The sequence below is a fragment of the Streptomyces sp. P9-2 genome, assembly GCF_051903975.1.
GTDB classification, from domain to species: Bacteria; Actinomycetota; Actinomycetes; order Streptomycetales; family Streptomycetaceae; genus Streptomyces; species Streptomyces cellulosae.
Genome location: NZ_CP192633.1, coordinates 4,684,385 through 4,709,320 on the forward strand (window position 1 = coordinate 4,684,385; position 24,936 = coordinate 4,709,320).

Sequence of the window (24,936 nt, forward strand, 5' to 3'; positions counted from 1 at the left end):
AAGTGCTGTGCCTGAGCAGTGGCCGCCGCACAACGGGCAGCCGAGGCTGTGGGGTTGCTGTGAAGCGGCCGTGGGAAGAGTGGCAGGGGATCGCGGTTTCTGTCAGGAGCGCGTCAGGAATTTGGCCGGTTTCCGTTCGGTGTCCGGGAGGGGGCGCCCGTTATGCGGACGGCCGCGGGAAGGACGTGGGGCGTCGAGTGCCACACCCGTGCGCCGAGCCCTACGCCCTGTCGTGCCCCCGCCCGTCCCCGTGCCACGACCTCCACAGCGCCGCGTACACCCCGTCCGCCGCCACCAATGCGTCGTGCGTGCCCAGTTCGGAGAGGCGGCCGTCCTCCATGACCGCCACCCGGTCCGCGTCGTGCGCGGTGTGCAGGCGGTGGGCGACGGCGACGACCGTGCGGCCCTCGAGGACGGCGGCCAGCGCGCGCTCCGCGTGGCGGGCGGTCGCCGGGTCGAGCAGGGCCGTCGCCTCGTCGAGGACCAGCGTGTGCGGGTCGGCCAGCACCACGCGCGCCAGGGCGAGTTGCTGCGCCTGGGGGCCGTCGGTGGGGTGGCCGCCCTCGCCCAGCTCGGTGTCCAGGCCGCGCGGCAGCTCCCGTACCCAGCCGTCCGCGCCCACCACCGCCAGCGCCGCCCACAGTTCCTCGTCCCCGGCGTCCGGTGCGGCGATCCGCAGGTTGTCCCGGACCGACCCCAGGAAGACATGGTGCTCCTGGGTCACCAGCACCACCTGTCGGCGCAGCCGCTCCGGGTCCAGCGACGCCACCGGCACCCCGCCCACGGTCACGCTCCCGGCGACGGGCGCGTCCACCCCCGCCAGCAGCCGGCTCAGCGTGGTCTTGCCCGCGCCCGAAGGACCCACCACCGCGAGCCGTTCGCCCGGCGTCAGCGTCAGGTCCACCCCGCGCAGCACCTCGCCGCCCCCGTCGTACGCGTAGCGCACCCCGGTCACGTCGATGCGGTCGTCCGCCGGGTCCGGGGCGTCGCTGCGCCCGGCCGCGCGCGGCGCCCGCGCCAGCCCCTCCACCCGCGCGAACGAGGCGCCGCTGGACTGGAGTTGCTCCAGGCGCATCAGCACCTCGTCCAGCGGACCGCTCAGCTGCAGCAGGTACAGCGAGGTGGCCACCACCGCGCCCAGGCTCACCGCGTCCCGCGCGTGCAGCCATCCGCCGCACAGCAGCACCCCCGCCACCGGCACCATGTACGTCAGCTCGATCACCGGGAGGAACACCGAGCGCAGGAACAGCGTGCGCATACGGGTGCGGCGGGACGTCTCCAGCGCCTCCCGGCTCGCCCGGATCCGCCGCTCCTCCATCCGGAACGCCTCCACCGTGCGGGCGCCCGCCGCCGTCGACGCGACGACCTCCGCCACGTCCGAGTTGGCCGCGCCCTCGGCGAGATACGCGTCCCGGGCCCGCCGCAGGTACCAGCGCAGCACCAGCCAGATCGGGGTGAGGCACAGCAGCCCCAGCGCGCCCAGCAGCGGGTCCACGACCAGGATCGCGACCATCACGAACAGCGACTGCACCAGGTTGACCAGCAGCGAGGGACCGGCGTCCCGCAGCGTGGTGCCCACGGCGGTCACGTCCGCCGTGCCCCGCGTCGTCAGATCACCGGTGCCGGCCCGCTCCACCACGGCGGACGGCAGCGCCAGCACCCGGTCCACGAACCGCTCCCGGACGCGGGCCAGCGTCCGCTCGCCGAACCGGTGCCCCACGTACCGCGCCCAGCGGGACAGCAGCAGCTGCGCCACCGCGCACGCCAGGATGACCGGGGCCAGCCGGTCCACGACCGAGGTGCCGGCGCCCGCCCGCACCTCGTCGACGATCCGCCCGAGCAGCCACGGCCCGGCCAGACCGGCCAGGGCGGCGGCGCCGTTCAGCGCCAGCACGCCCGCGAAGGCCCGCCCGTCGGCCCGCACCAACTCCCCGGCGGCCCGCCGCACATCGGCCGGTTCCGCCACGGGCAGCCGCTCCCCGCTCATCGGGCCACCTCCTCGGGAGTGCCCGGCACGACGTCCGACGCGCGTACACCCGTCGGTTCCGCCACACCCTGCTCCACTTCCCTTGCCACCAGCCGCCGGTACTCCGGCTCCCCGTCCAGCAGTTCACGGTGCGCGCCGCTCGCCGCGACCTTGCCGTCGGCCAGGAACAGCACCCGGTCTGCCCGGTCCAGGACCAGCGGTGACGTGGTGACCACCACCGTCGTACGGCCCTCCCGCGCCGCGCGCAGCCGGTCGGCGACCAGGGCCTCGGTGTGCGCGTCCAGCGCCGACGTCGGCTCCACCGCCAGCAGCACCTCCGGGCCGGCGAGCAACGCCCGCGCCAGCCGGACCCGCTGCCGCTGACCGCCCGACAGGCTGCGGCCCTGCGCGGACACCACCGAGTCGAGGCCGTCCGGCAGTCCGCGCACCACGTCGTCGGCGGCCGCCGCCCGCAGCGCGCCCAGCACCTCCGCGTCGGACGCCCCGCCCCGGCCCGCGACAATCTCCCGCAGCGGGCCCGCGAACAGCGCGGCCTCCGGCTCGGCGACCAGGATCCGCTCCCGCACCCGGGCGAGCGCGACCTCGTCCAGCCGTACCCCGCCCCAGGTGACGCCGGACGGCGTGTACCGGCCCAGCCGGTCCACCACGGCCGCCGCGTCGGCGGGCCGGGCGCACACCAGCGCGGTCAGCCGGCCCGGCAGGACCCGCACCCCGGACTCCGGGTCCTCCAGCGTGGACGGCTCGGCCGGCGGTTCGGCGGTGGCCGCGTCCGGCGGCGGCTGGATCCGCAGCAGGGCCGCCACCCGCCCGGCCGCGACCACGCCCCGGCTGAGGTAGTAGCCGCACTCGATCAGGAACATCACCGGCCACACCAGGACGGTCACGTACCCGTACACCGCCACCAGTTCGCCGACGGTGATGGTTCCCTGCGCGGCCTGCCGTGCCGCGATCCACGTCACCACCGCGAGGAACAGCGTCGGCAGACCCGCGGCCAGCGCCTGCATCCAGCTGGTCACCGCCCCCACCCGGTACCCCTGCTCCCGCAGCCGCCCCGAGTCGCGGCGGAACGCGTCCGCGACCAGCCCCTTCCCGCCGAGCCCGCTCAGCACCCGCAGCCCGCCCGCGAGATCCCCGATCCGCGCGGTCAGCACGCCCTGCCGCTCCCGGTACTCCGTCTCCGCGCCCTGCAGCCGCCCGGCCAGCGGCCCCATCACGAGCCCGATCACCGGCACCCCCAGCAGCACCACCACGGCCAGCAGCGGAGACACCGTCAGCAGCAGCCCCGCCACCGCCGCGTACGCCACCACCGCGCCGAACCCCGGCCCCACGGCGGTGAGCGACTGGGCGATCACCTGCACGTCGCCGACGCCGATCGTGACGACCTCCCCGGCCGCCGCCCGCCGGTCCAGCGCCGCGCCCAGCCGCACGGTGTGCCCGACGACCACCTTCACCGTGCGGAAGTTGGCGTCCATCCGCACCTTCGTCATCGTGCGGTGCCGCATCATGCTCAGCCAGGCGTTGCAGGCGGTCACCCCGACCAGGACGGCGGCCCAGCCGGCCAGCGCCGTCAGGTCGCCCCTCGCCAGGCCGTCGTCCACCGCCCGGGACATCAGGTACGGCGTGGACGCCAGCAGCACCATCCACACGCTGCCGTACACCGCCCCCGCCGCGCAGCGCCCCGGCTGCCTGCGCACCAGCCACCACAGATAGCGGGCCCCGCCGCGCCCGTCGGGCGTGCCGGGATCCCCGTAGGCGTCGATCACGTGCGCTGTCCTCCCCCCGCGGCCGGGCGGCCGGCGTGTCTCGTCGGTCGTCTCACGGCCGCGTCCGGAACGGCGCGAGCGTGGCCCGTACGTGCTCGGCGGCGCCCCAGTCCGGCTCGAACTGGGCGATCACCGCCAGGTGCTGCCGCAGCTGGAGAACCGGCATCCGCTCGCGCCAGCCGGCGTCGAGACCGGTCAGCTCCGCGTACCGCTCGAAGAACACCCGCGCCTCGGGCGGCGGCGCGGTCGTCCACAAGTGGGCGAGGTCCACCTCGGCCCAGGTGTACGACACGGCCGGGTCGATCAGCGCGGGCCGGCCGTCGGACGCGGCCATCACGTTCTGCGCCCACAGGTCCCCGTGCGTCAGACAGGCGGGCCGCTCCGGCAGCAGCTCGGGCAGCCGGTCGCACAGCCGCTCCAGCGCCCGGCGGTCGGCGGCGTCCAGCGCCTCGCGTACCCGGGGCTCCTCCAGCCAGCGCAGCAGCCGGTGCCGGGCGAAGAACTCGAACCCGTCGTCGGTCCAGGTGTTGACCTGACGGCGGCGGCCCAGCCAGTTGTCCCGGTGCCAGCCGAACCGGTCGTGACGCGTGGTGGTGTGCAGCCGGGCGAACGCGTGCGCGCACTCCTCCCAGAACGCCTTCGTGTCCGGCCGGGGACGCAGCACCGACAGCACGAGCAGGTCCCGCTCCGCGAGCACCACGTCCGGCGTGACGACACCGCCCGCCTCGCGCAGCACGGCCAGCCCCTCCGCCTCCGCCGCGAAGGCGTCGTCCGCCGGCGGCTCGCCGAACGCCTTCACGAACAGCTCGGTGCCGTCCGCGCGGCGGGCCAGCCCGGCGGTCGCGGCGAGACCCCCGGCGGCCGGCTCGACCGCGCCGACGTCCATGAGCCCGGCCGCGTGCAGCCGCGCGAGCAGCAGCGGCGTCGCCTCCGTCATGGGTGTGCTCCTCTCGGTCGGTCCCCCGGCGCGCCCCCGGGAGCGGGCCCGCGACGGCGGCGGCAGTCAGGCGAGGCTGTCCCGCCAGGCCCGGTGCAGATCCGCGAACCGGCCGGTGCCGCCGATGAGTTCGTCCGGGGTGCCGTCCTCCACGATCCGCCCGTGCTCCATCACCAGCACCCGGTCCGCGATCTCCACGGTGGACAGCCGGTGCGCGATGACCACCGCCGTACGGCCCTTCAGCACCGTCGCCATCGCCCGCTGCACCGCCCGCTCGCCGGGGATGTCCAGCGAGCTGGTCGCCTCGTCGAGGATCAGCACCGCCGGGTCCGCGAGAAGCGCCCGCGCGAACGCCACCAACTGCCGCTGGCCCGCCGAGATACGGCCGCCGCGCTTGCGGACGTCGGTGTCGTAGCCGTCGGGCAGCGCGGCGATGAAGTCGTGCGCGCCGATCTCCCTGGCCGCCTGCTCGATCTCCTCGCGGGTGGCCTCCGGACGGCCGATCGCGATGTTCTCGGCGATCGTCCCGGAGAACAGGAACGCCTCCTGCGTCACCATCACCACCTCGCGCCGCAGATCCCGACCCGTCACATCGCGGAGGTCCACCCCGTCGAGCAGCACCCGTCCGTCGCTGGGGTCGTAGAACCGGGCGAGCAGCTTCGCCAGCGTCGACTTGCCGGCGCCCGTGGAGCCGACGACCGCGACGGTCTGCCCGGCCGGCAGGGTGAGGCCGAAGCGGGGCAGCACCTCGCCGCCGGTGCGGTACGCGAACCGCACGTCGTCGAAGACCACCTCCCGCCCGGGCAGTCCCGAGCGCCGCTCCGGCAGCTCACGGGGCGCCGCCGGCTCCGGCACGGACGGGGTCTGCGCCAGCAGCCCGGCGATCTTCTCCAGCGAGGCCGCCGCCGACTGGTAGGAGTTGAGGAACATGCCGAGCCGGTCGATCGGGTCGTACAGCCGCCGCAGATACAGCACGGCCGCCGCCAGCACACCGAGCGCCAGCGTGTCGCCGGCCACCCGGTAGGCGCCCCACAGCACGATCAGCGCGACCGTGGTGTTGGCGGTGATCCGGGAGCCGACGACGTACCGGGCCATCTCCAGGAGCGCGTCGCCGTTGGTCTTCTCGTGCCGCCGGTTCAGCACCGCGAAGTCCGCGTCGTTGGCCGCCTCGCGGCGGAAGGCGCGCACCGGGCGGATGCCGTTCATCGTCTCGACGAACTTCACGATCACCGCGGCGATCGCCGTCGACCGCTTCCGGTACACCCGCTGCGCCCGCCGCTGGTAGGACCGCACCAGCAGGTACAGCGGCACGAACGACGCCACCGCCACCGCGCCCAGCCCCAGGTCCAGCCAGAGCAGCAGCACCGAGATGTACACGGCGGACAGGATGGTCATCACCAGTTCCTGCAGGCCCTCCTCCAGCAGCTCCCGCAGCGCCTCGACGTCGGTGGTGGAGCGGGAGATCAGCCGGCCGGAGGTGTAGCGCTCGTGGAAGTCCACGCTCAGCGCCTGCGCGTGCCGGAAGATCCGGCCGCGCAGATCCAGCAGCACGTCCTGGCTGACCCGCGCCGAAGCGGTGATGAACGCGTACTGCAGCACCCCGGCCGCCGACGCGCACAGCAGATAGCCCACCGCCACCGCGAACAGCGGCCCGTGGTCGCTGTCGCGGAACGCGGGCACCGCGTGGTCGATCGCGTACGCCACCAGCAGCGGGCCCGCCTGCACGGCGGCCTGCCCGAGCAGCAGGAACAGCACGACGACCGCGACCCGGCCGCGCATCGGCGCGAGCAGGGAACGCAGCAGCGCCCCGGTGGCGCCCGGGGGAGTGGGCAGCACGTCCCGGTCGAAGGGGTCGCCGCCGCTCTGCTCCGGCGACCGGTCGTCGTCCTCGTCGCGGACCGGTGCGGTCGTGGCCGCCGTCATCGGTGCTCCTCCCGTTCCTCCGCCGGGTCGCCCGACATGAGGTGCGCGTACTCGGCATTGCCGCGCAGCAGTTCGTGATGGGTGCCGACCGCCGTGATCCGTCCGCCGGACAGCAGCGCCACCCGGTCGGCGAGCAGCACGGTGGACGGGCGGTGCGCCACGATCAGCGCCGTGGTGTCGGCGAGCACCCGGCGCAGCGCGGCCTCGACCGCGGCCTCGGTGTGCACGTCCAGCGCGGACAGCGGATCGTCCAGCACCAGGAAGTCGGGGCGCCCCACGACCGCGCGGGCCAGTGCGAGCCGCTGCCGCTGCCCGCCGGACAGGCTCAGGCCCTGCTCGCCGACCTGGGTGGCGGTGCCCTGCGGCAGGGCGTGCGCGAAGTCGGCCTGGGCGACGGCCAGGGCGCGGTCCAGGTCCTCCTCGTCGCTGCCGCCGCCCATCAGGACGTTCTCGCCGACGGTCGCGGAGAACAGCGTGGGCTCCTCGAAGGCGACGGCGACCCGGGAGCGCAGCTCCTCCCGGGACATGTCCCCGATGTCCCGCCCGTCGAGGGTGATGCGCCCCTCGGTGACCTCGTGGAGCCGGGGCACCAGCGCGGTCAGCGTGGTCTTGCCGCTGCCGGTCGCCCCGACCAGCGCCAGCGACTCGCCGGGCCGGATGTGCAGGTCGACGCGGTCCAGCACGGGCGGGGAGCCCTCGGGCGCGTCCGGGTAGCGGAAGGTGACGTTCTCGAACCGCAGCCCGCCCTCCCGGAAGCCGCCGTCCTTCGCCGGGGACGCCGTGGCGCCCGGCTCCGGCTCGGAGTCCATCACCTCGAAGTACCGCTCGGTGGCCGTCGCCGCCTCCTGGCTCATCGCCAGCAGGAAGCCGATGGAGTCCACCGGCCAGCGCAGCGCCAGCGCCGTCGACAGGAACGCCACCAGGGTGCCCGCCGACAGCTCGCCGTCCGCCACCTGCACGGCGCCCAGCACCAGAGCGGCCCCGATGGCCAGTTCGGGCAGGGTCACGATGATGCCGAGGATCGTGGCCAGCAGCCGCGCCTTGTGCAGTTCGGTGCCCCGCAGCTTCCCCGACAGCTCCCGGAACGCCCGCGCCTGGCTGCGGTGCCGGCCGAACCCCTTGATGATCCGGATGCCGAGCACGCTCTCCTCGACCACGGTCGTCAGATCGCCCACCTGGTCCTGCGCCTGCCGCGCCGCCCGCGAGTACTGCTTCTCGAACACCACGCAGGTGATCAGCACGGGCACCGCCGGCACCAGGATGACCAGCCCCAGCGTCCAGTCCTGGACCAGCATGATGATCACGCCGACCAGGATCGTCACCCCGTTGACCAGCAGGAAGGTCAGCGGGAACGCGAGGAACATCCGCAGCAGCCCGAGGTCCGTGGTGGCCCGGGACAGCAGCTGGCCCGAGGCCCAGCGGTCGTGGAAGGCGATCGGCAGCCGCTGCAGATGCCGGTACAGGTCGGCCCGCATCTCCGCCTCGACGTGCGACAGCGGCCGCGCCACCAGCCAGCGCCGGAACCCGAACAGCAGCGCCTCGGCGAGCCCGAGCAGCAGCAGGTACAGCGCGCCGAGCCACACTCCCGCCGGGTCCCGGTCGGCGATCGGGCCGTCGACCATCCACTTGAGCACCAGCGGGATGACCAGCCCGATGCAGGACGCCAGGACGGCGATGAACGCGGCGGTGAACAGGCGCGCCCGCACGGGACGCACGTACGGCCACAGCCGCAGCAGCGTCCGCACGGTGGAGCGGGGTTCCCCGGGAGAAGGTGTAGTGGGCATCAGCAGTGAGAGTACGGTTCGCCACTGACGCTGCCCACCGAATTCCGGCCCGGTCCGCCTCGTCCGCGAGTCCTACGACCGCCGCCCCGGACCACCCGTACCTGGACGAACGCCCTTGTACGGCCCGGGAGTCGTACCACTCCATCGGCCGATCGGACGATGCGAGGCCGAGCGCGACGGCCGATGTCCGCGCGCCCCGTCCACCCCGACACTGACCAGCATGTCCGTCATCGACGTCATCGACCTGCGCAAGGCCTACGGGGGCAGGACCGCCGTCGACGGGGTGTCCTTCTCCGTCGACGAGGGCGAGATCTTCGGGGTCCTCGGCCCCAACGGCGCCGGCAAGACCACCACCGTGGAGTGCGTGGAAGGCCTCCGCGTCCCCGACGCCGGCCGGGTCCGGGTCGCCGGGCTCGACCCCGTCACCGACCACGACGAGGTCACCCGCGTCCTCGGCGCGCAGCTCCAGCAGAGCGAACTCCAGCCCAAGCTGACCGTCCGCGAGGCCCTGGAGCTCTACGCCTCCTTCCACACCCGCCCCGCCGACTGGCGGCCCCTCGCCGAACGGCTCGGCCTCACCCCGAAGCTGGCCACCCGGTTCGCGAAGCTGTCCGGCGGCCAGAAGCAGCGCCTGTTCATCGCGCTGGCCCTGATCGGCAACCCGAGGATCGTGGTGCTGGACGAGCTGACCACAGGGCTCGACCCGCGCGCCCGGCGCGACACCTGGGAACTCATCGAGGACGTCCGCGCCGGCGGCGTCACCGTCCTCCTCGTCACCCACTTCATGGAGGAGGCCCAGCGCCTCTGCGACCGCATCGCCGTCATCGACCAGGGACGCGTCGCCGCCCTCGACACCCCGGCGGGACTCGTCCGCCGCTCGGCCGGGGCCACCGTCATCAGCTTCACCCCGTCCGCCCCGCTCGACGACGCCGACGTCAACGCGCTGCCCGGGCTCGCCTCGGTCACCCGCAAGGACGGCCGGATCACCCTGTCCGGCACCGACGACACCGTGAACGCCGTCCTCACCCTCCTCGCCCGCTCCCGCGTCACCGCCCACCAGCTTCGCGTCACCGACGCCACCCTGGACGACGCCTTCCTGGACCTCACGGAGAGCCCCGCATGAGCACCGGACTCGTCGACACGGCGGTGCTGCGCACCGAGTTCCGTCTCTTCCGGCGCGACCCCGCCGGCATCTTCTGGATCATGCTGTTCCCGACCCTGCTGCTGGCGGTCCTCGGCTCCATCCCCTCCTTCCGGGAGGCCGACCCCGCCATCGGCGGACTGCGCCCCGTCGACGCCTACGTGCCGGTCACCCTCCTCCTCGGGCTGATCATCGGCGGACTCCAGGGCATGCCGCCCACCCTCACCGGCTACCGCGAGACCGGCATCCTGCGCCGCATGTCCACCACACCGGTCCGCCCCTCCGCCCTGCTCGCCGCGCAGATGACGGTGCTCGGAGCCGCCTCCCTCGTCTCCGCGCTGCTCACCCTCGCCGTAGGACGGCTCGCCTTCGGGGTCGCCCTGCCGAAGCAGCCGTTCGGCCACCTCCTGGCGCTGCTGCTCGCCCTGGCCGCCTCCCTCGCCTTCGGCGCGCTGCTCAGCGCCCTCGCCCGCACCGCGAAGATCGCCGCCGCGGCCGGCTCCGCCGCGCTGTTCCCGGCCATGTTCACCGCGGGCGTGTGGCTCCCCGTCGAGGCCATGCCCGACCTGATGGCGGACATCGTCGGCTGGACCCCGTTCGGCGCGGCCGCCCGGGCGCTCGACGCGGCCTCGGCGGGCCACTGGCCGGGCGCGGCGCACCTCGCGGTGACGGCCGGCTGGGCGGTGCTGCTCACGGCCGGCGCGGTGCGCCGGTTCCGCTGGGAGTGAGGGCGGCGGTGCCGGACACTGGTGCGATGACGGAATCGGCCCGACTCGAGGACCGCTGGGCGGTGTTCGACCGCTGGGGCCCCTACGGACTGCTGGTGCTGGGCGCCGTGCTGGCCTGGGCGAGCGCCGACGCCCTGGGCATGAGCACCGGCGAACGGCGGACCGCCGGCGCCCTCACCGCCGGGGCCGTCGCCGTGGAGCTGTGGTGGGGCGTGCGCTCACGCACCCGGCCTCCCGGACCGTCCGCGGCGGGCATCCGGCAGTACGTCCTGCGCTGGGCCCTCGGCTTCGCCCTGACCTGGCTGAACCCGCTGTTCGCCTTCTACGCCGTCATCGGCTACTTCAGCACCGAGCGCCTGCTGCCGCGTGCGCTGCGCAAGGCGGGCCTGTGCGCCACCGCCGTGACCTTGGCCGGCTCCCAGTCCGGCGGACTGCCGCCGCACGACGGGCTCGGCTGGACGCTGTTCGGTGCCCTGCTGGCCGCCAACGGCATCCTGGTCCTGCTCTTCGGACACTTCGCCGACCTGGAGGAGGACCGCGGCCGGGCCCGCCTGGCCACCATCGCCGAACTCGAGCGCACCAACACCGCGTTGCAGCGGGCCCTCGACGAGAACGCCGCCCTGCACTCCCAACTGCTCGTCCAGGCACGGGAGGCCGGGGTCGCCGACGAGCGCCGCAGGCTCGCCGCCGAGATCCACGACACCCTGGCCCAGGGCCTGACCGGCATCATCGCCCAGCTCCAGGTCGCCGTGAACACCCCCGACCCGGCCGCCGGACGCGGCCGTCTGGAACGGGCCCTCACCCTGGCCCGCGAGAGCCTCGGCGAGGCCCGCCGCTCCGTGCACAACCTCGCCCCGGTCGCCCTGGCCGAGGGCGGCCTGCCCGGCGCGCTGCGCAGGACCGTCGCCGAGTGGGCCGAACGCAACGGGGTGAAGGCCGGGTTCACCGTCACCGGGACCGTCGAGAAGCTGCACGACGAGATGGCGGCCACGCTGCTGCGCATCGCCCAGGAGGCCCTTGCCAACACCGCGCGCCACGCGGGGGCCTCCCGCGCCGGCGTCACCCTCTCCTACATGGGTGACGAGGTCAGCCTCGACGTCCGCGACGACGGGCGGGGCTTCGACCCGCTCGCCGTCCCCGCGCGCACCTCCGCCGGCGGCTTCGGCCTCGACGGCATGAGGGCCCGCGCCGAACGCGTCGCCGGGTCCCTCACGGTCGAGTCCGAGCCGGGCGGCGGCACGGCGGTCTCGGCTCGCGTACCGTTGGTCCGCCATGATCCGTGACACCGTGCCCGACGAGGCCGCCGAGCCCGTGATCACCCTGCTGGTCGTCGACGACCACCCGGTCGTCCGGGACGGCCTGCGCGGCATGTTCGAGTCCGCGCCCGGCTTCCGCGTGCTGGGCGAGGCGGCCGACGGCGCGGCGGCGCTCCGGCGGGCGGAGGAGCTCGACCCCGACGTGATCCTCATGGACCTGCGCATGCCCGGCACGGGCGGCGTGGAGGCCATCCGGGAGCTGACCCGCCGGGGCGCCCGCGCCCGGGTGCTGGTGCTCACCACGTACGACACCGACTCCGACACGCTGCCCGCGATCGAGGCGGGCGCGACCGGCTATCTGCTCAAGGACGCCCCGCGCGAGGAGCTGTTCGCGGCCGTCCGCGCCGCGGCCGAGGGGCATTCCGTGCTGTCCCCGGCCGTCGCCTCCCGGCTGGTGTCCGCCGTCCGCGCGCCCCGCACCCCGGACACGGAGCCGCTGTCCGCGCGGGAGCGGGAGGTGCTGGCGCTGGTCGCCAAGGGCACCTCCAACCGGGAGATCGCCCGCGAGCTGTTCATCAGCGAGGCCACGGTGAAGACGCATCTGACGCACATCTTCGCCAAGCTGGGCGCCAAGGACCGGGCCGCGGCGGTGGCGACGGCGTACGACCGGGGCATCCTGGGCCGACCGCGTCCTGCGGACCGCTGACCACGGACCGGCGCACGCCGGACGTCAGCGCAGCACCCGCAGCAGCACCACCGACCGCCCCGCCACGGTCACCGGCGCCCCCGCCCGGTGCACCACGCCCGGCGCGCGGTCCTGTTCCTCCCGTGACGTGTCGACGACCACCTCGTACCGCTCGGCCCACGGAGGCCCCGGCAGGACGAAGTCCACGGGGTCCGCGCCCGCGTGCAGGACCGCCAGGAAGCTGTCGTCGAGCACCGGCGCGCCCTGCTCGTCACGCCCCGGAATGTCCCGCCCGGAGAGGTACATGCCGAGCGTGGCGGCCGGCGCGTACCAGTCGTCCTCGGTCATCTCCCGGCCGTGCGGGGTGAACCAGGCCAGGTCGCGCAGCCCGTCCGCGGAGTGCGCCCGGCCGGAGAAGAAGGAGCGGCGGCGCAGCACCGGGTGCCCATGGCGCAGCGCGATCAGCCGCGAGGTCAGCTCGAACAGGGGCCGCCACTCCGGGTCGTCGCGCAGGCTCCAGTCCACCCAGCCGATGTCGTTGTCCTGGCAGTAGGCGTTGTTGTTGCCGCGCTGGGTGCGGCCCATCTCGTCGCCCGCCACCAGCATCGGCACGCCCGTCGACAGCAGCAGCGTGGTCAGCAGGTTCCGCAGCTGCCGCCGCCGCAGGGCGCGCACGTCCGGGTCGTCCGTCCCGCCCTCCGCGCCGCAGTTCCAGGACCGGTTGTCGTCCGTGCCGTCGCGGTTGCCCTCCCCGTTGGCCTCGTTGTGCTTGCGGTCGTACGACACCAGGTCGCGCAGGGTGAAACCGTCGTGCGCGGTGACGAAGTTGACCGAGGCGTACGGCCGCCGCCCGCCCCAGGCGTACAGGTCGCTGGAGCCGGACAGCCGGTAGCCCATCTCCCGCACGTCCGGCAGCGCGTGGCGCCAGAAGTCCCGTACGGCGTCCCGGTAGCGGTCGTTCCACTCCGTCCACAGGGGCGGGAAGGCGCCCACCTGGTAGCCGCCCGAGCCCACGTCCCACGGCTCGGCGATGAGCTTCACCCGGCGCAGCACCGGGTCCTGCGCGATCACCGCGAGGAACGGCGAGAGCATGTCGACGTCGTGCATGGAGCGGGCCAGCGCCGCCGCCAGGTCGAAGCGGAAGCCGTCGACGCCCATCTCCGTCACCCAGTACCGCAGCGAGTCGGTGATCAGCCGCAGCACGTGCGGCTGCACCACGTGCAGGGTGTTGCCGCAGCCGGTGTAGTCGGCGTACCGGCGGGCGTCCGGCTGGAGGCGGTAGTAGCCGCGGTTGTCGATGCCCTTCAGGGACAGCGTGGGGCCCAGCTCGCCGGCCTCGGCGGTGTGGTTGTAGACGACGTCGAGGATCACCTCGATGCCGGCCGCGTGCAGCGCGCGCACCATCCGCTTGAACTCGCCGACCTGCTGCCCGGCCGTCCCGGAGGCCGCGTAGGCGGCGTGCGGGGCGAAGTAGCCGATGGAGTTGTAGCCCCAGTAGTTGCGCAGGCCCCGGCGCAGCAGATGGTCCTCGTGCGCGAACTGGTGCACCGGCAGCAGCTCGACCGCCGTCACGCCCAGCCTCACCAGGTGCTCGATCGCCGCGGGGTGCGCGAGGCCGGCGTAGGTGCCGCGCAGCTCCTCGGGGATGCCGGGGTGGCGCATGGTGAAGCCGCGGACGTGCAGCTCGTAGATGACCGAGTCGGCCCACGGCGTCTTCGGCCTCCGGTCGTCCGCCCAGTCGTCGTCATCGTGGACGACGACCCCCTTCGGCACGTACGGCGCCGAGTCCCGGTCGTCGCGCACGGTGTCCGCGACATGCTGCTCCGGCCAGTCCCGCACGTGCCCGTACACCTCGGGCGGCAGCGTGAAGTCCCCGTCCACGGCACGCGCGTACGGGTCGAGCAGCAGCTTCGCCGGGTTCCAGCGCCCGCCCGTCCACGGGTCCCAGCGGCCGTGCACCCGGTAGCCGTACCGCTGCCCCGGCATCACCCCCGGCACGAAGCCGTGCCAGATGCCGTGCGTCAGCTCGGTCAGCGGGGCCCTGCTCTCCCTGCCGTGCTCGTCGAACAGGCACAGCTCCACGCCCTCCGCCCCGCCCGCCCACAGCGCGAAGTTGGTCCCCGCCACCCCGTCCGGGCCGGTGCGGAACCGGGCGCCCAGCGGCGTCGGCCGGCCCGGCCGGACGGGCACCGTGGGCACGGGCCGCGCCGGCCGCGCGCCGTTCACGACGACGGCCGGGCGCCCGTCCCCGGTGGCCCGCTCTCCGGCCACCGCCTCCTGCTCGGCTGCGCTGGACACCTGTCAGCCTCCCGCGGCTCGTGGGGGACGACGGCGGACAGGTGAGCCACGGCCCGTGCGGCTCCGGCCGCGGCTCCCCGGTGCGTCGTCCTCCCACAGTTCTGCCCAGAGCGCGCCTCGCACTCACGTTTCCCCGAGGGGCGGCACGGTCGTTTCCCGGAGGCGAGGCCCGTCGTTGGGTACCGCGTGAGGCACGTAACTGGGCGCGCACGGCGCGCGAGGGCCGCGCTGGCCGTCGTAGTGACATGGGCAGGACTGCTGACCGCGACCGCCGGGTGCGGCCCGGAGGGTCCCCTCCCGGGGGCCTTCGGGCCGCCGGGGCGCGGGGAGGTCGTCCAGGTGTCCCCGCGCGACGGCAGCAAGGGCGTACGCCCCGGCGAGCCGCTGCGGGTGCGGGTGGCCGAGGGCCGGCTGGAGTCGGTGAAGGCGGTCGTGTCGCAGGACGCGCGCGAGACACCGGTCCCGGGCCGGATCTCCGAGGACGGGCGCACCTGGAGGCCCGACGACGAACGGCTGGCGCTCGCCGCGAAGTACACCGTCGACGCGGTCGCCGTGGACGGCTCGGGACGCCGCTCCGCCCGGCACACCACGTTCACCACACACGTCCCGGAGGAACGCTTCATCGGCTACGTCGCCCCCGAGGACCGCTCCACCGTCGGCACCGGGATGATCGTCTCCCTGGAGTTCAACCGGAAGATCACCCGCCGCGCCGCCGTGGAACGCGCGGTCGAGGTCACGGCGGAGCCCGCCGTCGAGATCCGCCCCCACTGGTTCGGCGACACCCGCCTGGACTTCCGCCCCGAGGAGTACTGGAAGCCCGGCACGGAGGTCACCGTCGACCTGAACCTGCGCGACGTCGAGGGCGCGTCCGGCGTCTACGGCCTCCAGCGCCGCACCTTCACCTTCACCGTCGGCCGCAGCCAGGTGTCCGTGGTCGACGCCTCCGCCCACACCATGCGGGTACGGCGGGACGGGGAGCTGCTCGCCACCGTGCCGGTCACGGCGGGCGCGGCGAAGACCCCCACGTACAACGGCAAGATGGTGATCACCGAGATGCTCGAGGTCACCCGCATGAACAGCCGCACGGTCGGCTTCGGCGGCGAGTACGACATCCCCGACGTCCCGCACGCCATCCGGCTGACCAGCTCCGGCACCTTCCTGCACGGCAACTACTGGGCCGGTCCCGAGGTGTTCGGCAGCGAGAACGTCAGCCACGGCTGCGTCGGCCTGCGCGACGTGAAGGGCGGCAGCCCGGACACCCCCGCGGGCTGGTTCTTCGACCGCAGTCTGATCGGCGACGTCGTCGAGGTCGTCAACAGCGAGGACCGCACCGTCGCACCGGACAACGGGCTCGGCGGCTGGAACATGAACTGGAAGGAGTGGAAGGCCGGCAGCGCGGTGAACCGGAGCTGACGACACCCCCTCGGCCGGGCCGTTGAACTTGGAACGGAACGGTGACAAAACCTCCGCCTCCCAGGCTCCTGGCCTGTGGTTACCATTCGCCGTGTGCGCGACAGGCGCGCTGGGGGGCCGGGTCCGGCCAGACCCGCCGAGGGGAGAAACAAGTGAACGTGGGGCCGATATCGGGGGCGTCGGTGGGCGCGCGGCGCGGCGGCAGGAAGCTGGCGGCGCTGGCACTCGGGGTGATGCTGGCGGTCACCGCCTGCGGCGGGGGATCGGAGCCGGGGTCCGGCCCGGGCGACGGCAAGGGCCAGGGCCAGGACTCCACGGCGGCGCGCAGCACGCAGTCGGAGGCCCGGGTGGCGATCGCCCCGCGCAACGGCGCCAAGTCGGTCGAGACCAGCGGTGAGCTGAAGGTGACCGCCGCCCAGGGCAAGCTCACCGAGGTCGTCGTCAAGAACGAGAAGGGCAAGGCCGTCGAGGGCGCGATATCCGAGGACGGCGCCAGCTGGACGCCGTCCACCCACCTCGCCGCCTCCACCACCTACACGGTGCACGCCGTCGCGAAGGACGCCGAGGGCCGCACCACCACGCAGGACTCCCGCTTCACCACCCTGACGCCCAAGGAGACGTTCATCGGGCACTTCACCCCCGAGGACGGCTCCACCGTCGGCGTCGGGATGCCCTTCTCCCTCAACTTCACCCGGGGCATCACCAAGCCCGACGACGTCGAGAAGGCCGTCCGCATCACCACCGTGCCGGCCGTCGAGGTCGAGGGCCACTGGTTCGGCAACGACCGCCTGGACTTCCGCCCGCAGACGTACTGGAAGGCCGGCACCAAGGTCACCGTCGAGCTGAACCTCGACGGCGTCGAGGGCCGCGACGGCGTCTACGGCGAGCAGTCCAAGAAGGTCTCCTTCACCATCGGCCGCAGTCAGATCTCCGTGGTCGACGCCAAGAAGCACACCATGAAGGTGATCCGCGACGGCAAGGTGATCAAGAAGATCAAGGTCACCACCGGCGCCCCGGGCTACGAGACCTGGAACGGCAAGATGGTCATCAGCGAGAAGCTGACGGTCACCCGGATGAACGGCGAGACGGTCGGCTACGGCGGCGAGTACGACATCAAGGACGTCCCGCACGCCATGCGCCTGTCCACCTCCGGCACCTTCATCCACGGCAACTACTGGGGCGGCGACGCCTTCGGCAACCGCAACGCCAGCCACGGCTGCGTCGGCCTGCGCGACGTGAAGGGCGGCTGGGACAAGAAGGCCCCGGCGGCCTGGTTCTTCGACAACTCGCTGATCGGCGACGTCGTCGAGGTCAAGAACAGCGACGACGCGGTCATCGCGCCCGACAACGGCCTCAACGGCTGGAACATGTCCTGGGAGAAGTGGAAGGCGTAGCGCCTCCGTTCGTCCCGTCTACGGCCCCGGTGTCCGCACCGGGGCCGTAGGCGCCTGTGGGATGTGAGCCACGGCACCGGAGCGCGGACCGTTAGTGGCCGTTAACCTGCTGGCATGACCGTACATCTCGAAGTCGCCGAGGGCGTCGGCACGCTGCGCCTGGACCGCCCGCCCATGAACGCGCTGGACGTCGCCACGCAGGACCGTCTGAAGGAGCTCGCCGAGGAGGCCACGCGCCGCGAGGACGTGCGCGCCGTGGTGATCTACGGCGGCGAGAAGGTGTTCGCGGCGGGCGCGGACATCAAGGAGATGCAGGCCATGGACCACACCGCGATGGTCCTGCGCGCCCGCGCCCTCCAGGACTCCTTCACGGCCGTCGCCCGCATTCCCAAGCCCGTCGTGGCCGCCGTCACCGGCTACGCGCTCGGCGGGGGCTGCGAGCTCGCCCTGTGCGCCGACTACCGGATCGCCGGGGAGAACGCCAAGCTCGGCCAGCCGGAGATCCTGCTCGGCCTGATCCCGGGCGCGGGCGGCACCCAGCGGCTCGCCCGGCTCGTCGGCCCGTCCAAGGCCAAGGACCTCATCTTCACCGGCCGCCAGGTGAAGGCCGACGAGGCACTCGCCCTCGGCCTGGTGGACCGCGTGGTCCCCGCCGACGAGGTCTACGCCCAGGCGCACGCCTGGGCGGCGAAGCTCGCCCAGGGCCCCGCGCTCGCGCTGCGGGCGGCCAAGGAGTCGGTCGACGCCGGCCTGGAGACGGACATCGACACCGGGCTCACGGTCGAGCGCAACTGGTTCGCCGGCCTGTTCGCCACCGAGGACCGCGAGCGGGGCATGCGCAGCTTCGTCGAGGAGGGCCCCGGCAAGGCGAAGTTCCTGTGACGAGCAGTTGAAATCCCCGCAAAGGGCTTGCAGTTGACGTCATGTCTGATCCGGCCCCCTCGGCGGTACGCATTATGGGAGCCTTAACGCACCCTTAAGCCGTTTCCGTGGAGGGGGCCCGTCGATTGCCCGAGCATGAGTCGTTTTCGCAGGTCGCGCAGGCTTTCGGAGGCATCGGCATGCCTGTGGCACATGCCGGAGGACCAGGAGTGGACGGGGGCGCACGGGGGGCGTATTCCCTCGGAACGGCCCCGGCCGTGCCGGAGCCCCGCCATCATGGGGTCATGGCGGGGCTGGAGGGCATGGAACAGCCGCGGGGAGACGGACGCGCCATCGCGTCACGCTGGTCGCCGACGGTCGAGGACGAACGTGCCGTGCACGCGCTGGAGGTGCACGGCGACCCCACGGAGGGCGAAGTTCCGCTCCCGTCCCTCCCCGAGTCCGCCGCCGTGGCCCGCCGGCTGGTCCAGATCGTCATCCTGCGCCGCTGGGGCCTCACCCCGAAGCTCACCGAGGACGCGGTACTGCTCGTCTCGGAACTCGTCGGCAACGCCGTACGCCACACCGGCGCCCGCGCCTTCGGACTGCGCATGCGGCACCGCCGGGGCTGGATCCGCGTCGAGGTCCGCGACCCGTCCCGCGCCCTGCCCTGTCTGATGCCGGTGCAGGAGACGGACATCAGCGGCCGCGGCCTGTTCCTCGTCGACAAACTCGCCGACCGCTGGGGCGTCGACCTCCTCTCCCACGGCAAGACCACCTGGTTCGAGATGCGGGTGGCGGACCGCTGACCCGTGCGCGCTTGAGTCTCCACCCGCTGGAAGGCCCACACTCCCCGACATGACCCACGACGGCACCGGGCTCCTCACCATCGGGGCGCTCGCCCGCGCCACCGGCCTGTCCGTGCGCACCATCCGCTACTGGTCCGACGAGGGCGCCCTGCCGCCCGTGGCCCGGTCCTCCGGCGGCTACCGGCTCTACGACGCCGGCTCCGCCGCCCGCCTGGAGCTCATCCGCACACTGCGCGAACTGGGCCTCGGCCTCGACGACGTACGCCGGGTCGTCACAGGAGAGACCACGGTCGCCCGGGTCGCCGCCGCGCATGTGGCGGCGCTGGACGCGCGGATCCGGTCGCTGAAGATGACCCGCGCGGTGCTGTCGACCGTGGCCCGACGAGGCTCGACCGCCGAGGAGACGACCCTGATGAACCGACTGGCCCGACTGTCCGCCGCCGAACGCGCCCGCATCCTCGACGACTTCACCGCCGAGATCTTCCAGGGACTCGACACCGCGGACCCCGACATCCGCCGGCGCCTCCGGTTCGCCGCGGCCGACCTGCCCGACGACCCCACGCCCGAGCAGGTGGACGCCTGGGTGGAACTCGTCGAACTGATCCAGGACCCGGGGTTCCGGGCCGTCATGCGCAGGATGATCGAGTTCAACGCCGCGGACCGGGACCCTGAGGTGCCCAGCGGCAGCTCCCTGTGGTTCATGAGCCGCCTGATCCGCAGCGCCGGCGAGGCCCTGCGCGACGGCGTCGAGCCGGGCACGCCCCGCGCCGAGGCCGTGCTGCGCGAGCTGATCGGCGACGCCGACCCGGCCGCCGTGCTGAAGCGCCTCGCGGCGGTGGCCGACCCGCGCCTCAACCGCTACCGCGAACTGTCCGCCGTGGTGAACGGATGGGAGCGGCCGTCCGCCCACGCCGAGGAGTTCGGGTGGGTGGTCGCCGCACTGGAGGCGCGCGCCGCCGGATAATCTTGCCCGCGTCAGTACCAGCACGAAAAAGAGGGGCGAACCGGTGGCGGACATCGAGGAAGCACGCAAGCAGTTCGAGCGGATCGACACGAACGGGGACGGGTTCATCACCGCTGCCGAGTTCAAGACCGCGCTGGCCCAGGGCGGCGACTGGAACGTCACCGAGGCGGTCGCCGAGGCCATCATCACGTCGCGCGACCTGGACGGCGACAAGCTGCTGTCCTTCGACGAGTTCTGGATCCACCTGGACAAGTAGCACCGGACATTCCCCGGCGCCGGAGTACCGGCGCCGGGAATCCGCGCGTACGCCGTGCGGGGGGCCGTACGGGCGACAGCGCCCGGAATGGTCCGCCCGTCCCCGGGGTTGTGCCGATCATTGGGGTTTCCCCGGAAACCCCGGCGACATCGACCCCCGGAAAGGGCGAGGCGAGCAGACATGAAGATCGGCATCATCGGCGCGGGCAACATCGGCGGAAACCTCACGCGGCGGCTCACGGCCCTCGGCCACGACGTGTCCGTCGCCAACTCCCGCGGGCCGCACACCCTGAAGGAACTGGCCGACGAGACCGGCGCGACCCCGGTGAGGGTCGAGGAGGCCGCGCGCGGCGCGGAGATCGCCGTCGTCGCCGTACCCCTCAAGGCCGTGCCGGACCTGCCCTCCGGGCTGTTCGACGAGGCCGCCGAGGGCCTGGCCGTCATCGACACCGGCAACTACTACCCGCAGCGCGACGGCAGGATCGCCGGCATCGAGGACGAGGGCCTCACCGAGAGCCGCTGGACCGAGCGCCAGATCGGGCACCCCGTGATCAAGGCGTTCAACGGTACCTACGCCCAGGACATCCTGGACCGCCACCGCCCCGCGGGCGACCCCGGGCGCATGGCCCTCCCGGTCGCCGGCGACGACGAGGCCGCCAAGCGCAAGGTCCGCGCCCTGATCGAGGAACTGGGCTTCGACACCGTCGACGCGGGCGGCCTCGACGACTCCTGGCGCCAGCAGCCCGGCACCCCGGTCTACGGCCTGCGCGGCGGCGTAGAAGCCGTCACCCGTGCCCTCGCCGAGGCGTCCCCGGAACGCCCGGAGGAGTTCCGCGGCTAGGACAGGCCCGGGCCGCTCAGGCCCCCGCCCACTCCCGGAGCGCCGACTCGCTGGAGAAGTCCGCCACGTTCTTGTCCAGCGGGTCGTCGGTGTACTGGTGGAAACGCCAGTCCGCCTGAATACGCGGTTTCCCGGCGGCCGCCGCGTAGTCGGCGATCCAGAGGCCGTCGCCCGGGTAGGAGGTGGTGTCGTAGGTCAACCAGAAATGACGGTTGCAGTAAAGGATCACCTTGTGGTGGGGGCGGAGTTCCTTCACCTTGCGGATGAAGCGGTCCTTCTCGGAATTGCTCGCGTGCGAGCCGCCCCCGGTCGTCTCCCAGTCCACCGCGAGGATGTCGCCCCGCCGCTCGGGGGCCTTGGAGACGAAGTGCTCGGCCTGTTCGGTGAGATTCCCCGGCCAGAGGAAGTGGTAGAACCCGACCACCAGACCGGCGTCCCGCCCCCTCTTCGTCTGGGCGGCCAATTTCGGATTCACGTACGAACGGCCTTCCGTCGCTTTGACGAAGACGAAGGAAAGGCCGTCCGTGTCGTACGAGGAGGACTGGTGGGAACTGATGTCGATGCCACGCAGCATGCAGGTTCTCCCGTGTGGTGCGGTGGGGGACGGGAATTGATGGTTCCCCGTTTCAACCTGCTTGACGCAAAGCCCTGTTCAGCGCGGCCGTGTCGGCACCCGAGCCGGCGACCGGTTCAGCACTCGATGATGTTCACCGCGAGACCGCCCCGCGCGGTCTCCTTGTACTTCACCGACATGTCCGCGCCGGTCTCCTTCATGGTCTTGATGACCTTGTCCAGGGACACCTTGTGCGAGCCGTCGCCGCGCATCGCCATCCGCGCGGCCGTCACCGCCTTCACGGCGGCCATGCCGTTGCGCTCGATGCACGGGATCTGCACCAGGCCGCCGACCGGGTCGCAGGTCAGGCCCAGGTTGTGCTCCATGCCGATCTCGGCGGCGTTCTCCACCTGCTCGGGGCTGCCGCCCAGCACCTCCGCCAGCGCGCCCGCCGCCATCGAGCAGGCGGACCCCACCTCGCCCTGGCAGCCGACCTCCGCGCCGGAGATGGACGCGTTTTCCTTGAAGAGCATGCCGATGGCGCCCGCCGCGAGCAGGAAGCGCACCACGCCCTCCTCGTCGGCACCCGGCACGAAGTTCATGTAGTAGTGCAGGACGGCCGGGATGATGCCGGCCGCGCCGTTCGTCGGGGCGGTGACGACCCGGCCGCCGGCCGCGTTCTCCTCGTTCACCGCCATCGCGTAGAGGGTGATCCACTCCATCGCGAGCGCCAGCGGGTCGCCCTCGGAGCGCAGCTTGCGGGCGGTGGTCGCGGCGCGGCGGCGGACCTTCAGCCCGCCCGGCAGGATGCCCTCGCGGGACATGCCCCGCTCCACGCAGGCCCGCATCACGCGCCAGATCTCCAGCAGGCCCTCGCGGATCTCCTCCTCGGTCCGCCAGGCGCGCTCGTTCTCCAGCATCAGCGCGGAGATCGACAGCCCGGTCTCCTTGGTGAGCCGCAGCAGCTCGTCACCGGTGCGGAAGGGGTACTTCAGCACGGTGTCGTCGAGTTTGATCCGGTCCGCGCCCACCGCGTCCTCGTCGACGACGAAACCGCCGCCCACCGAGTAGTACGTCTTGGCCAGCAGCTCCGTACCGGAGGAGTCGTACGCCCACAGCGTCATGCCGTTGGCGTGGTAGGGGAGCGCCTTGCGGCGGTGCAGCACCAGGTCGTCGTCGAAGGAGAAGCCGATCTCGTGCTCGCCGAGCAGCCGCAGCCGCCCGCCGTCCTTGATCTTCTCCACGCGCTCGTCGGCCGACTCCACGTCCACCGTGCGCGGCGAGTCGCCCTCCAGGCCCAGCAGCACCGCCTTGGGCGTGCCGTGGCCGTGCCCGGTGGCGCCCAGCGAGCCGTACAGCTCCGCGCGCACCGAGGCGACGGAGTCCAGGAGGTCCTCGTTGCGCAGCCGCCGGGCGAACATCCGGGCCGCCCGCATGGGGCCGACCGTGTGCGAGCTGGACGGGCCGATACCGATCGAGAACAGGTCGAAGACCGAGATGGCCACGGGAGGACTCCTCAGGGTTCGGCGGACGACGCTGTCCACCGGGGAAGGGCGGTTCAGTGGGCCGGAGGGGGTGATGAATCGTTCATGCGCCGCATGGTGCGGGGCACCGCGCCCACCGACCCAGTGTGCGCGATGCCCCGTACGTCCGTGAAAAAAGGGGACGGAATTACCGCAGACCGGGGTACAACGGGTGCTTCGCGGCCAGCGCCGTGACCCGGTCCCGGAGCGCCTCGGCGTCGTACGACGGCTTCAGCGCCTCCGCGATCACGTCCGCGACCTCGGCGAAGTCCTCGGCCGTGAAGCCGCGGGTGGCGAGGGCGGGCGTGCCGATCCGCAGACCCGAGGTGACCATCGGCGGGCGCGGGTCGTTCGGGATCGCGTTCCGGTTGACGGTGATCCCGACCTCGTGCAGCCGGTCCTCGGCCTGCTGGCCGTCCAGCTCCGAGTTCCGCAGGTCCACCAGGACGAGGTGCACGTCCGTGCCGCCGGACAGCACGTCCACGCCCACGGCCTTCACGTCGTCCCGCACCAGACGCTCGGCCAGGATGCGGGCGCCCTCCAGGGTGCGGCGCTGCCGCTCCTTGAAGTCCTCGCTCGCGGCGACCTTGAACGCGACCGCCTTGGCGGCGACCACGTGCTCCAGCGGACCGCCCTGCTGGCCCGGGAACACGGCGGAGTTGATCTTCTTGGCCAGCTCGGCCGTGGACAGGATCACACCGCCGCGCGGACCGCCGAGGGTCTTGTGCGTGGTGGTCGTGACGACGTGGGCGTGCGGCACCGGGTTCGGGTGCAGGCCCGCGGCGACCAGACCGGCGAAGTGCGCCATGTCGACCATGAGGTACGCGCCGACCTCGTCCGCGATCCGGCGGAACGCGGCGAAGTCCAGCTGACGCGGGTACGCCGACCAGCCGGCGACGATCAGCTTCGGCTTGTTCTCCTTGGCGAGACGCTCGACCTCGGCCATGTCGACCTGGCCGTCGTCGCCCACGTGGTACGCGACCACGTTGTAGAGCTTGCCGGAGAAGTTGATCTTCATGCCGTGGGTGAGGTGCCCGCCGTGCGCGAGGTTCAGACCCATGATCGTGTCGCCCGGCTTCAGCAGCGCGAACATCGCGGCCGCGTTGGCCTGGGCGCCCGAGTGCGGCTGGACGTTGGCGTGCTCGGCGCCGAACAGCTCCTTCACCCGGTCGATGGCGATCTGCTCGATCACGTCGACGTGCTCGCAGCCGCCGTAGTAGCGGCGGCCGGGGTAGCCCTCGGCGTACTTGTTGGTGAGGACCGAGCCCTGGGCCTCCATGACCGCGACCGGGGCGAAGTTCTCCGAGGCGATCATCTCGAGGGTGGACTGCTGCCGGTGCAGCTCGGCGTCGACGGCGGCGGCCACCGCCGGGTCGAGCTCGTGCAGCGGCGTGTTCAGAAGCGACATACGGCTCTGGCTCCTCAGCCCGCGACGAACGCGTCGTACTCGGCGGCGGACAGCAGGTCGGCCGGCTCGTCGGTGACCCGCACCTTGAACAGCCAGCCGCCCTCGAAGGGGGCCGAGTTCACCAGCGCCGGGTCGTTCACCACGTCCTCGTTGACCTCGGTGACCTCGCCGGAGACGGGGGAGTACAGGTCGCTGACGGACTTGGTGGACTCCAGCTCGCCGCAGGTCTCGCCCGCGGTCACCGTGTCACCGACCTCGGGGAGCTGGACGAAGACCACGTCGCCGAGCGCGTTGGCCGCGTGCTCCGTGATGCCGACCGTCGACACGCCGTCCTCGGCGGCCGACAGCCACTCGTGCTCCTTGCTGTAGCGCAGCTGCTGGGGGTTGCTCATGGCCTGAATTCTCCTGTACGC

At 73.0% G+C, this 24,936-nt stretch carries 21 protein-coding genes; 11 read left to right on the forward strand and 10 right to left on the reverse strand.

Annotation, left to right across the window (positions count from 1 at the left end; all coding sequences use genetic code 11):
• Window positions 1–220: 220 nt before the first annotated feature.
• The 5 genes from ACQY0Z_RS21555 to ACQY0Z_RS21575 all read right to left on the reverse strand — a co-directional run bounded on the left by ACQY0Z_RS21555 (window position 221) and on the right by ACQY0Z_RS21575 (window position 8,394).
• On the reverse strand, window positions 221–1,987 hold the full coding sequence (locus ACQY0Z_RS21555; RefSeq protein WP_381731428.1) for an ABC transporter ATP-binding protein: 1,767 nt from the start codon (window positions 1,985–1,987) through the stop codon (window positions 221–223).
• On the reverse strand, window positions 1,984–3,750 hold the full coding sequence (locus ACQY0Z_RS21560) for an ABC transporter ATP-binding protein (protein WP_254586525.1): 1,767 nt from the start codon (window positions 3,748–3,750) through the stop codon (window positions 1,984–1,986). Before ACQY0Z_RS21560 ends, ACQY0Z_RS21555 begins: the two co-directional genes overlap by 4 nt.
• Before the next feature lie 52 nt (window positions 3,751–3,802).
• Window positions 3,803–4,687 (reverse strand): fructosamine kinase family protein, encoded by an 885-nt coding sequence (locus ACQY0Z_RS21565; RefSeq protein WP_189904437.1) that lies wholly within the window; start codon window positions 4,685–4,687, stop codon window positions 3,803–3,805.
• Window positions 4,688–4,753: 66 nt separating this feature from the next.
• The gene (locus ACQY0Z_RS21570) at window positions 4,754–6,610 is read right to left on the reverse strand and encodes an ABC transporter ATP-binding protein (protein WP_189904439.1); all 1,857 of its coding nucleotides are present in this window, start codon (window positions 6,608–6,610) and stop codon (window positions 4,754–4,756) included.
• On the reverse strand, window positions 6,607–8,394 hold the full coding sequence (locus ACQY0Z_RS21575; protein ID WP_439811645.1) for an ABC transporter ATP-binding protein: 1,788 nt from the start codon (window positions 8,392–8,394) through the stop codon (window positions 6,607–6,609). Before ACQY0Z_RS21575 ends, ACQY0Z_RS21570 begins: the two co-directional genes overlap by 4 nt.
• A gap of 220 nt (window positions 8,395–8,614) precedes the next feature.
• Here ACQY0Z_RS21575 and ACQY0Z_RS21580 point away from each other — a divergent pair, with 220 nt between their 5' ends.
• Genes ACQY0Z_RS21580 through ACQY0Z_RS21595 form a run of 4 tightly spaced genes read left to right on the forward strand, consistent with a single transcriptional unit; the run spans window position 8,615 to window position 12,225 of the window.
• A complete protein-coding gene (locus tag ACQY0Z_RS21580) occupies window positions 8,615–9,517 on the forward strand; it encodes an ATP-binding cassette domain-containing protein (protein WP_439811644.1) in 903 nt (300 codons plus the stop codon).
• Entirely contained in the window at window positions 9,514–10,263 is a 750-nt protein-coding gene (locus ACQY0Z_RS21585; protein ID WP_439811643.1) for an ABC transporter permease, read from the forward strand. The genes ACQY0Z_RS21580 and ACQY0Z_RS21585 overlap by 4 nt, the downstream gene beginning before the upstream one ends.
• Before the next feature lie 26 nt (window positions 10,264–10,289).
• On the forward strand, window positions 10,290–11,546 hold the full coding sequence (locus tag ACQY0Z_RS21590) for a sensor histidine kinase (protein WP_439811642.1): 1,257 nt from the start codon (window positions 10,290–10,292) through the stop codon (window positions 11,544–11,546).
• Window positions 11,536–12,225, forward strand: a complete 690-nt coding sequence (locus tag ACQY0Z_RS21595; RefSeq protein ID WP_439811641.1) for a response regulator — start codon at window positions 11,536–11,538, stop codon at window positions 12,223–12,225. Before ACQY0Z_RS21590 ends, ACQY0Z_RS21595 begins: the two co-directional genes overlap by 11 nt.
• Before the next feature lie 24 nt (window positions 12,226–12,249).
• On the opposite strand, the gene glgX is transcribed toward ACQY0Z_RS21595, so the two are convergent.
• Entirely contained in the window at window positions 12,250–14,502 is a 2,253-nt protein-coding gene (gene glgX / locus ACQY0Z_RS21600; protein WP_254586521.1) for a glycogen debranching protein GlgX, read from the reverse strand.
• 186 nt (window positions 14,503–14,688) lie between these two features.
• Between glgX and ACQY0Z_RS21605 the strand changes: the two genes are divergently transcribed.
• The 7 genes from ACQY0Z_RS21605 to ACQY0Z_RS21635 all read left to right on the forward strand — a co-directional run bounded on the left by ACQY0Z_RS21605 (window position 14,689) and on the right by ACQY0Z_RS21635 (window position 21,039).
• Window positions 14,689–15,915, forward strand: coding sequence for an Ig-like domain-containing protein (locus ACQY0Z_RS21605; RefSeq protein ID WP_189904451.1), 1,227 nt, complete (start codon window positions 14,689–14,691; stop codon window positions 15,913–15,915).
• Between the two features lie 152 nt (window positions 15,916–16,067).
• On the forward strand, window positions 16,068–17,309 hold the full coding sequence (locus ACQY0Z_RS21610; RefSeq protein WP_254586520.1) for a L,D-transpeptidase: 1,242 nt from the start codon (window positions 16,068–16,070) through the stop codon (window positions 17,307–17,309).
• 114 nt (window positions 17,310–17,423) lie between these two features.
• The gene (locus ACQY0Z_RS21615) at window positions 17,424–18,191 is read left to right on the forward strand and encodes an enoyl-CoA hydratase/isomerase family protein (RefSeq protein ID WP_439812684.1); all 768 of its coding nucleotides are present in this window, start codon (window positions 17,424–17,426) and stop codon (window positions 18,189–18,191) included.
• A gap of 179 nt (window positions 18,192–18,370) precedes the next feature.
• Window positions 18,371–18,979 (forward strand): ATP-binding protein, encoded by a 609-nt coding sequence (locus tag ACQY0Z_RS21620; RefSeq protein ID WP_189904456.1) that lies wholly within the window; start codon window positions 18,371–18,373, stop codon window positions 18,977–18,979.
• Window positions 18,980–19,028: 49 nt separating this feature from the next.
• Window positions 19,029–19,943: a MerR family transcriptional regulator gene (locus ACQY0Z_RS21625; RefSeq protein WP_439812685.1), complete on the forward strand. Its 915-nt coding sequence runs from the start codon at window positions 19,029–19,031 to the stop codon at window positions 19,941–19,943.
• A gap of 43 nt (window positions 19,944–19,986) precedes the next feature.
• Window positions 19,987–20,199: an EF-hand domain-containing protein gene (locus ACQY0Z_RS21630; RefSeq protein WP_189904459.1), complete on the forward strand. Its 213-nt coding sequence runs from the start codon at window positions 19,987–19,989 to the stop codon at window positions 20,197–20,199.
• Window positions 20,200–20,286: 87 nt separating this feature from the next.
• Window positions 20,287–21,039 (forward strand): NADPH-dependent F420 reductase, encoded by a 753-nt coding sequence (locus ACQY0Z_RS21635; protein WP_275980952.1) that lies wholly within the window; start codon window positions 20,287–20,289, stop codon window positions 21,037–21,039.
• A gap of 16 nt (window positions 21,040–21,055) precedes the next feature.
• Here ACQY0Z_RS21635 and ACQY0Z_RS21640 read toward each other — a convergent pair whose 3' ends face one another.
• From ACQY0Z_RS21640 to gcvH, 4 genes are all read right to left on the reverse strand, one after another.
• Window positions 21,056–21,613 carry a glycoside hydrolase family 25 protein gene (locus ACQY0Z_RS21640; RefSeq protein ID WP_439812686.1) on the reverse strand — a complete coding sequence of 186 codons (558 nt, stop codon included), beginning with the start codon at window positions 21,611–21,613 and terminating at the stop codon, window positions 21,056–21,058.
• A 116-nt stretch (window positions 21,614–21,729) separates the two neighbouring features.
• A complete protein-coding gene (locus ACQY0Z_RS21645) occupies window positions 21,730–23,097 on the reverse strand; it encodes an L-serine ammonia-lyase (RefSeq protein WP_189904465.1) in 1,368 nt (455 codons plus the stop codon).
• Window positions 23,098–23,263: 166 nt separating this feature from the next.
• The gene (glyA, locus tag ACQY0Z_RS21650; RefSeq protein WP_189904467.1) at window positions 23,264–24,523 is read right to left on the reverse strand and encodes a serine hydroxymethyltransferase; all 1,260 of its coding nucleotides are present in this window, start codon (window positions 24,521–24,523) and stop codon (window positions 23,264–23,266) included.
• A 14-nt stretch (window positions 24,524–24,537) separates the two neighbouring features.
• Window positions 24,538–24,915, reverse strand: coding sequence for a glycine cleavage system protein GcvH (gene gcvH / locus ACQY0Z_RS21655; protein WP_254586515.1), 378 nt, complete (start codon window positions 24,913–24,915; stop codon window positions 24,538–24,540).
• Between the last annotated feature and the right edge of the window lie 21 nt (window positions 24,916–24,936).

Coding starts and splice junctions, on each gene's coding strand:
- ACQY0Z_RS21625 (WP_439812685.1), top strand. CDS start 19,029: ATGACCCACGACGGCACCGGGCTCCTCACCATCGGGGCGCTCGCCCGC.
- ACQY0Z_RS21570 (WP_189904439.1), bottom strand. CDS start 6,610: ATGACGGCGGCCACGACCGCACCGGTCCGCGACGAGGACGACGACCGG.
- ACQY0Z_RS21585 (WP_439811643.1), top strand. CDS start 9,514: ATGAGCACCGGACTCGTCGACACGGCGGTGCTGCGCACCGAGTTCCGT.
- ACQY0Z_RS21595 (WP_439811641.1), top strand. CDS start 11,536: ATGATCCGTGACACCGTGCCCGACGAGGCCGCCGAGCCCGTGATCACC.
- gcvH (WP_254586515.1), bottom strand. CDS start 24,915: ATGAGCAACCCCCAGCAGCTGCGCTACAGCAAGGAGCACGAGTGGCTG.
- ACQY0Z_RS21615 (WP_439812684.1), top strand. CDS start 17,424: ATGACCGTACATCTCGAAGTCGCCGAGGGCGTCGGCACGCTGCGCCTG.
- ACQY0Z_RS21555 (WP_381731428.1), bottom strand. CDS start 1,987: ATGAGCGGGGAGCGGCTGCCCGTGGCGGAACCGGCCGATGTGCGGCGG.
- ACQY0Z_RS21575 (WP_439811645.1), bottom strand. CDS start 8,394: ATGCCCACTACACCTTCTCCCGGGGAACCCCGCTCCACCGTGCGGACG.
- ACQY0Z_RS21580 (WP_439811644.1), top strand. CDS start 8,615: ATGTCCGTCATCGACGTCATCGACCTGCGCAAGGCCTACGGGGGCAGG.
- ACQY0Z_RS21635 (WP_275980952.1), top strand. CDS start 20,287: ATGGTCCGCCCGTCCCCGGGGTTGTGCCGATCATTGGGGTTTCCCCGG.
- ACQY0Z_RS21640 (WP_439812686.1), bottom strand. CDS start 21,613: ATGCTGCGTGGCATCGACATCAGTTCCCACCAGTCCTCCTCGTACGAC.
- ACQY0Z_RS21620 (WP_189904456.1), top strand. CDS start 18,371: ATGCCTGTGGCACATGCCGGAGGACCAGGAGTGGACGGGGGCGCACGG.
- glyA (WP_189904467.1), bottom strand. CDS start 24,523: ATGTCGCTTCTGAACACGCCGCTGCACGAGCTCGACCCGGCGGTGGCC.
- ACQY0Z_RS21565 (WP_189904437.1), bottom strand. CDS start 4,687: ATGACGGAGGCGACGCCGCTGCTGCTCGCGCGGCTGCACGCGGCCGGG.
- ACQY0Z_RS21590 (WP_439811642.1), top strand. CDS start 10,290: ATGACGGAATCGGCCCGACTCGAGGACCGCTGGGCGGTGTTCGACCGC.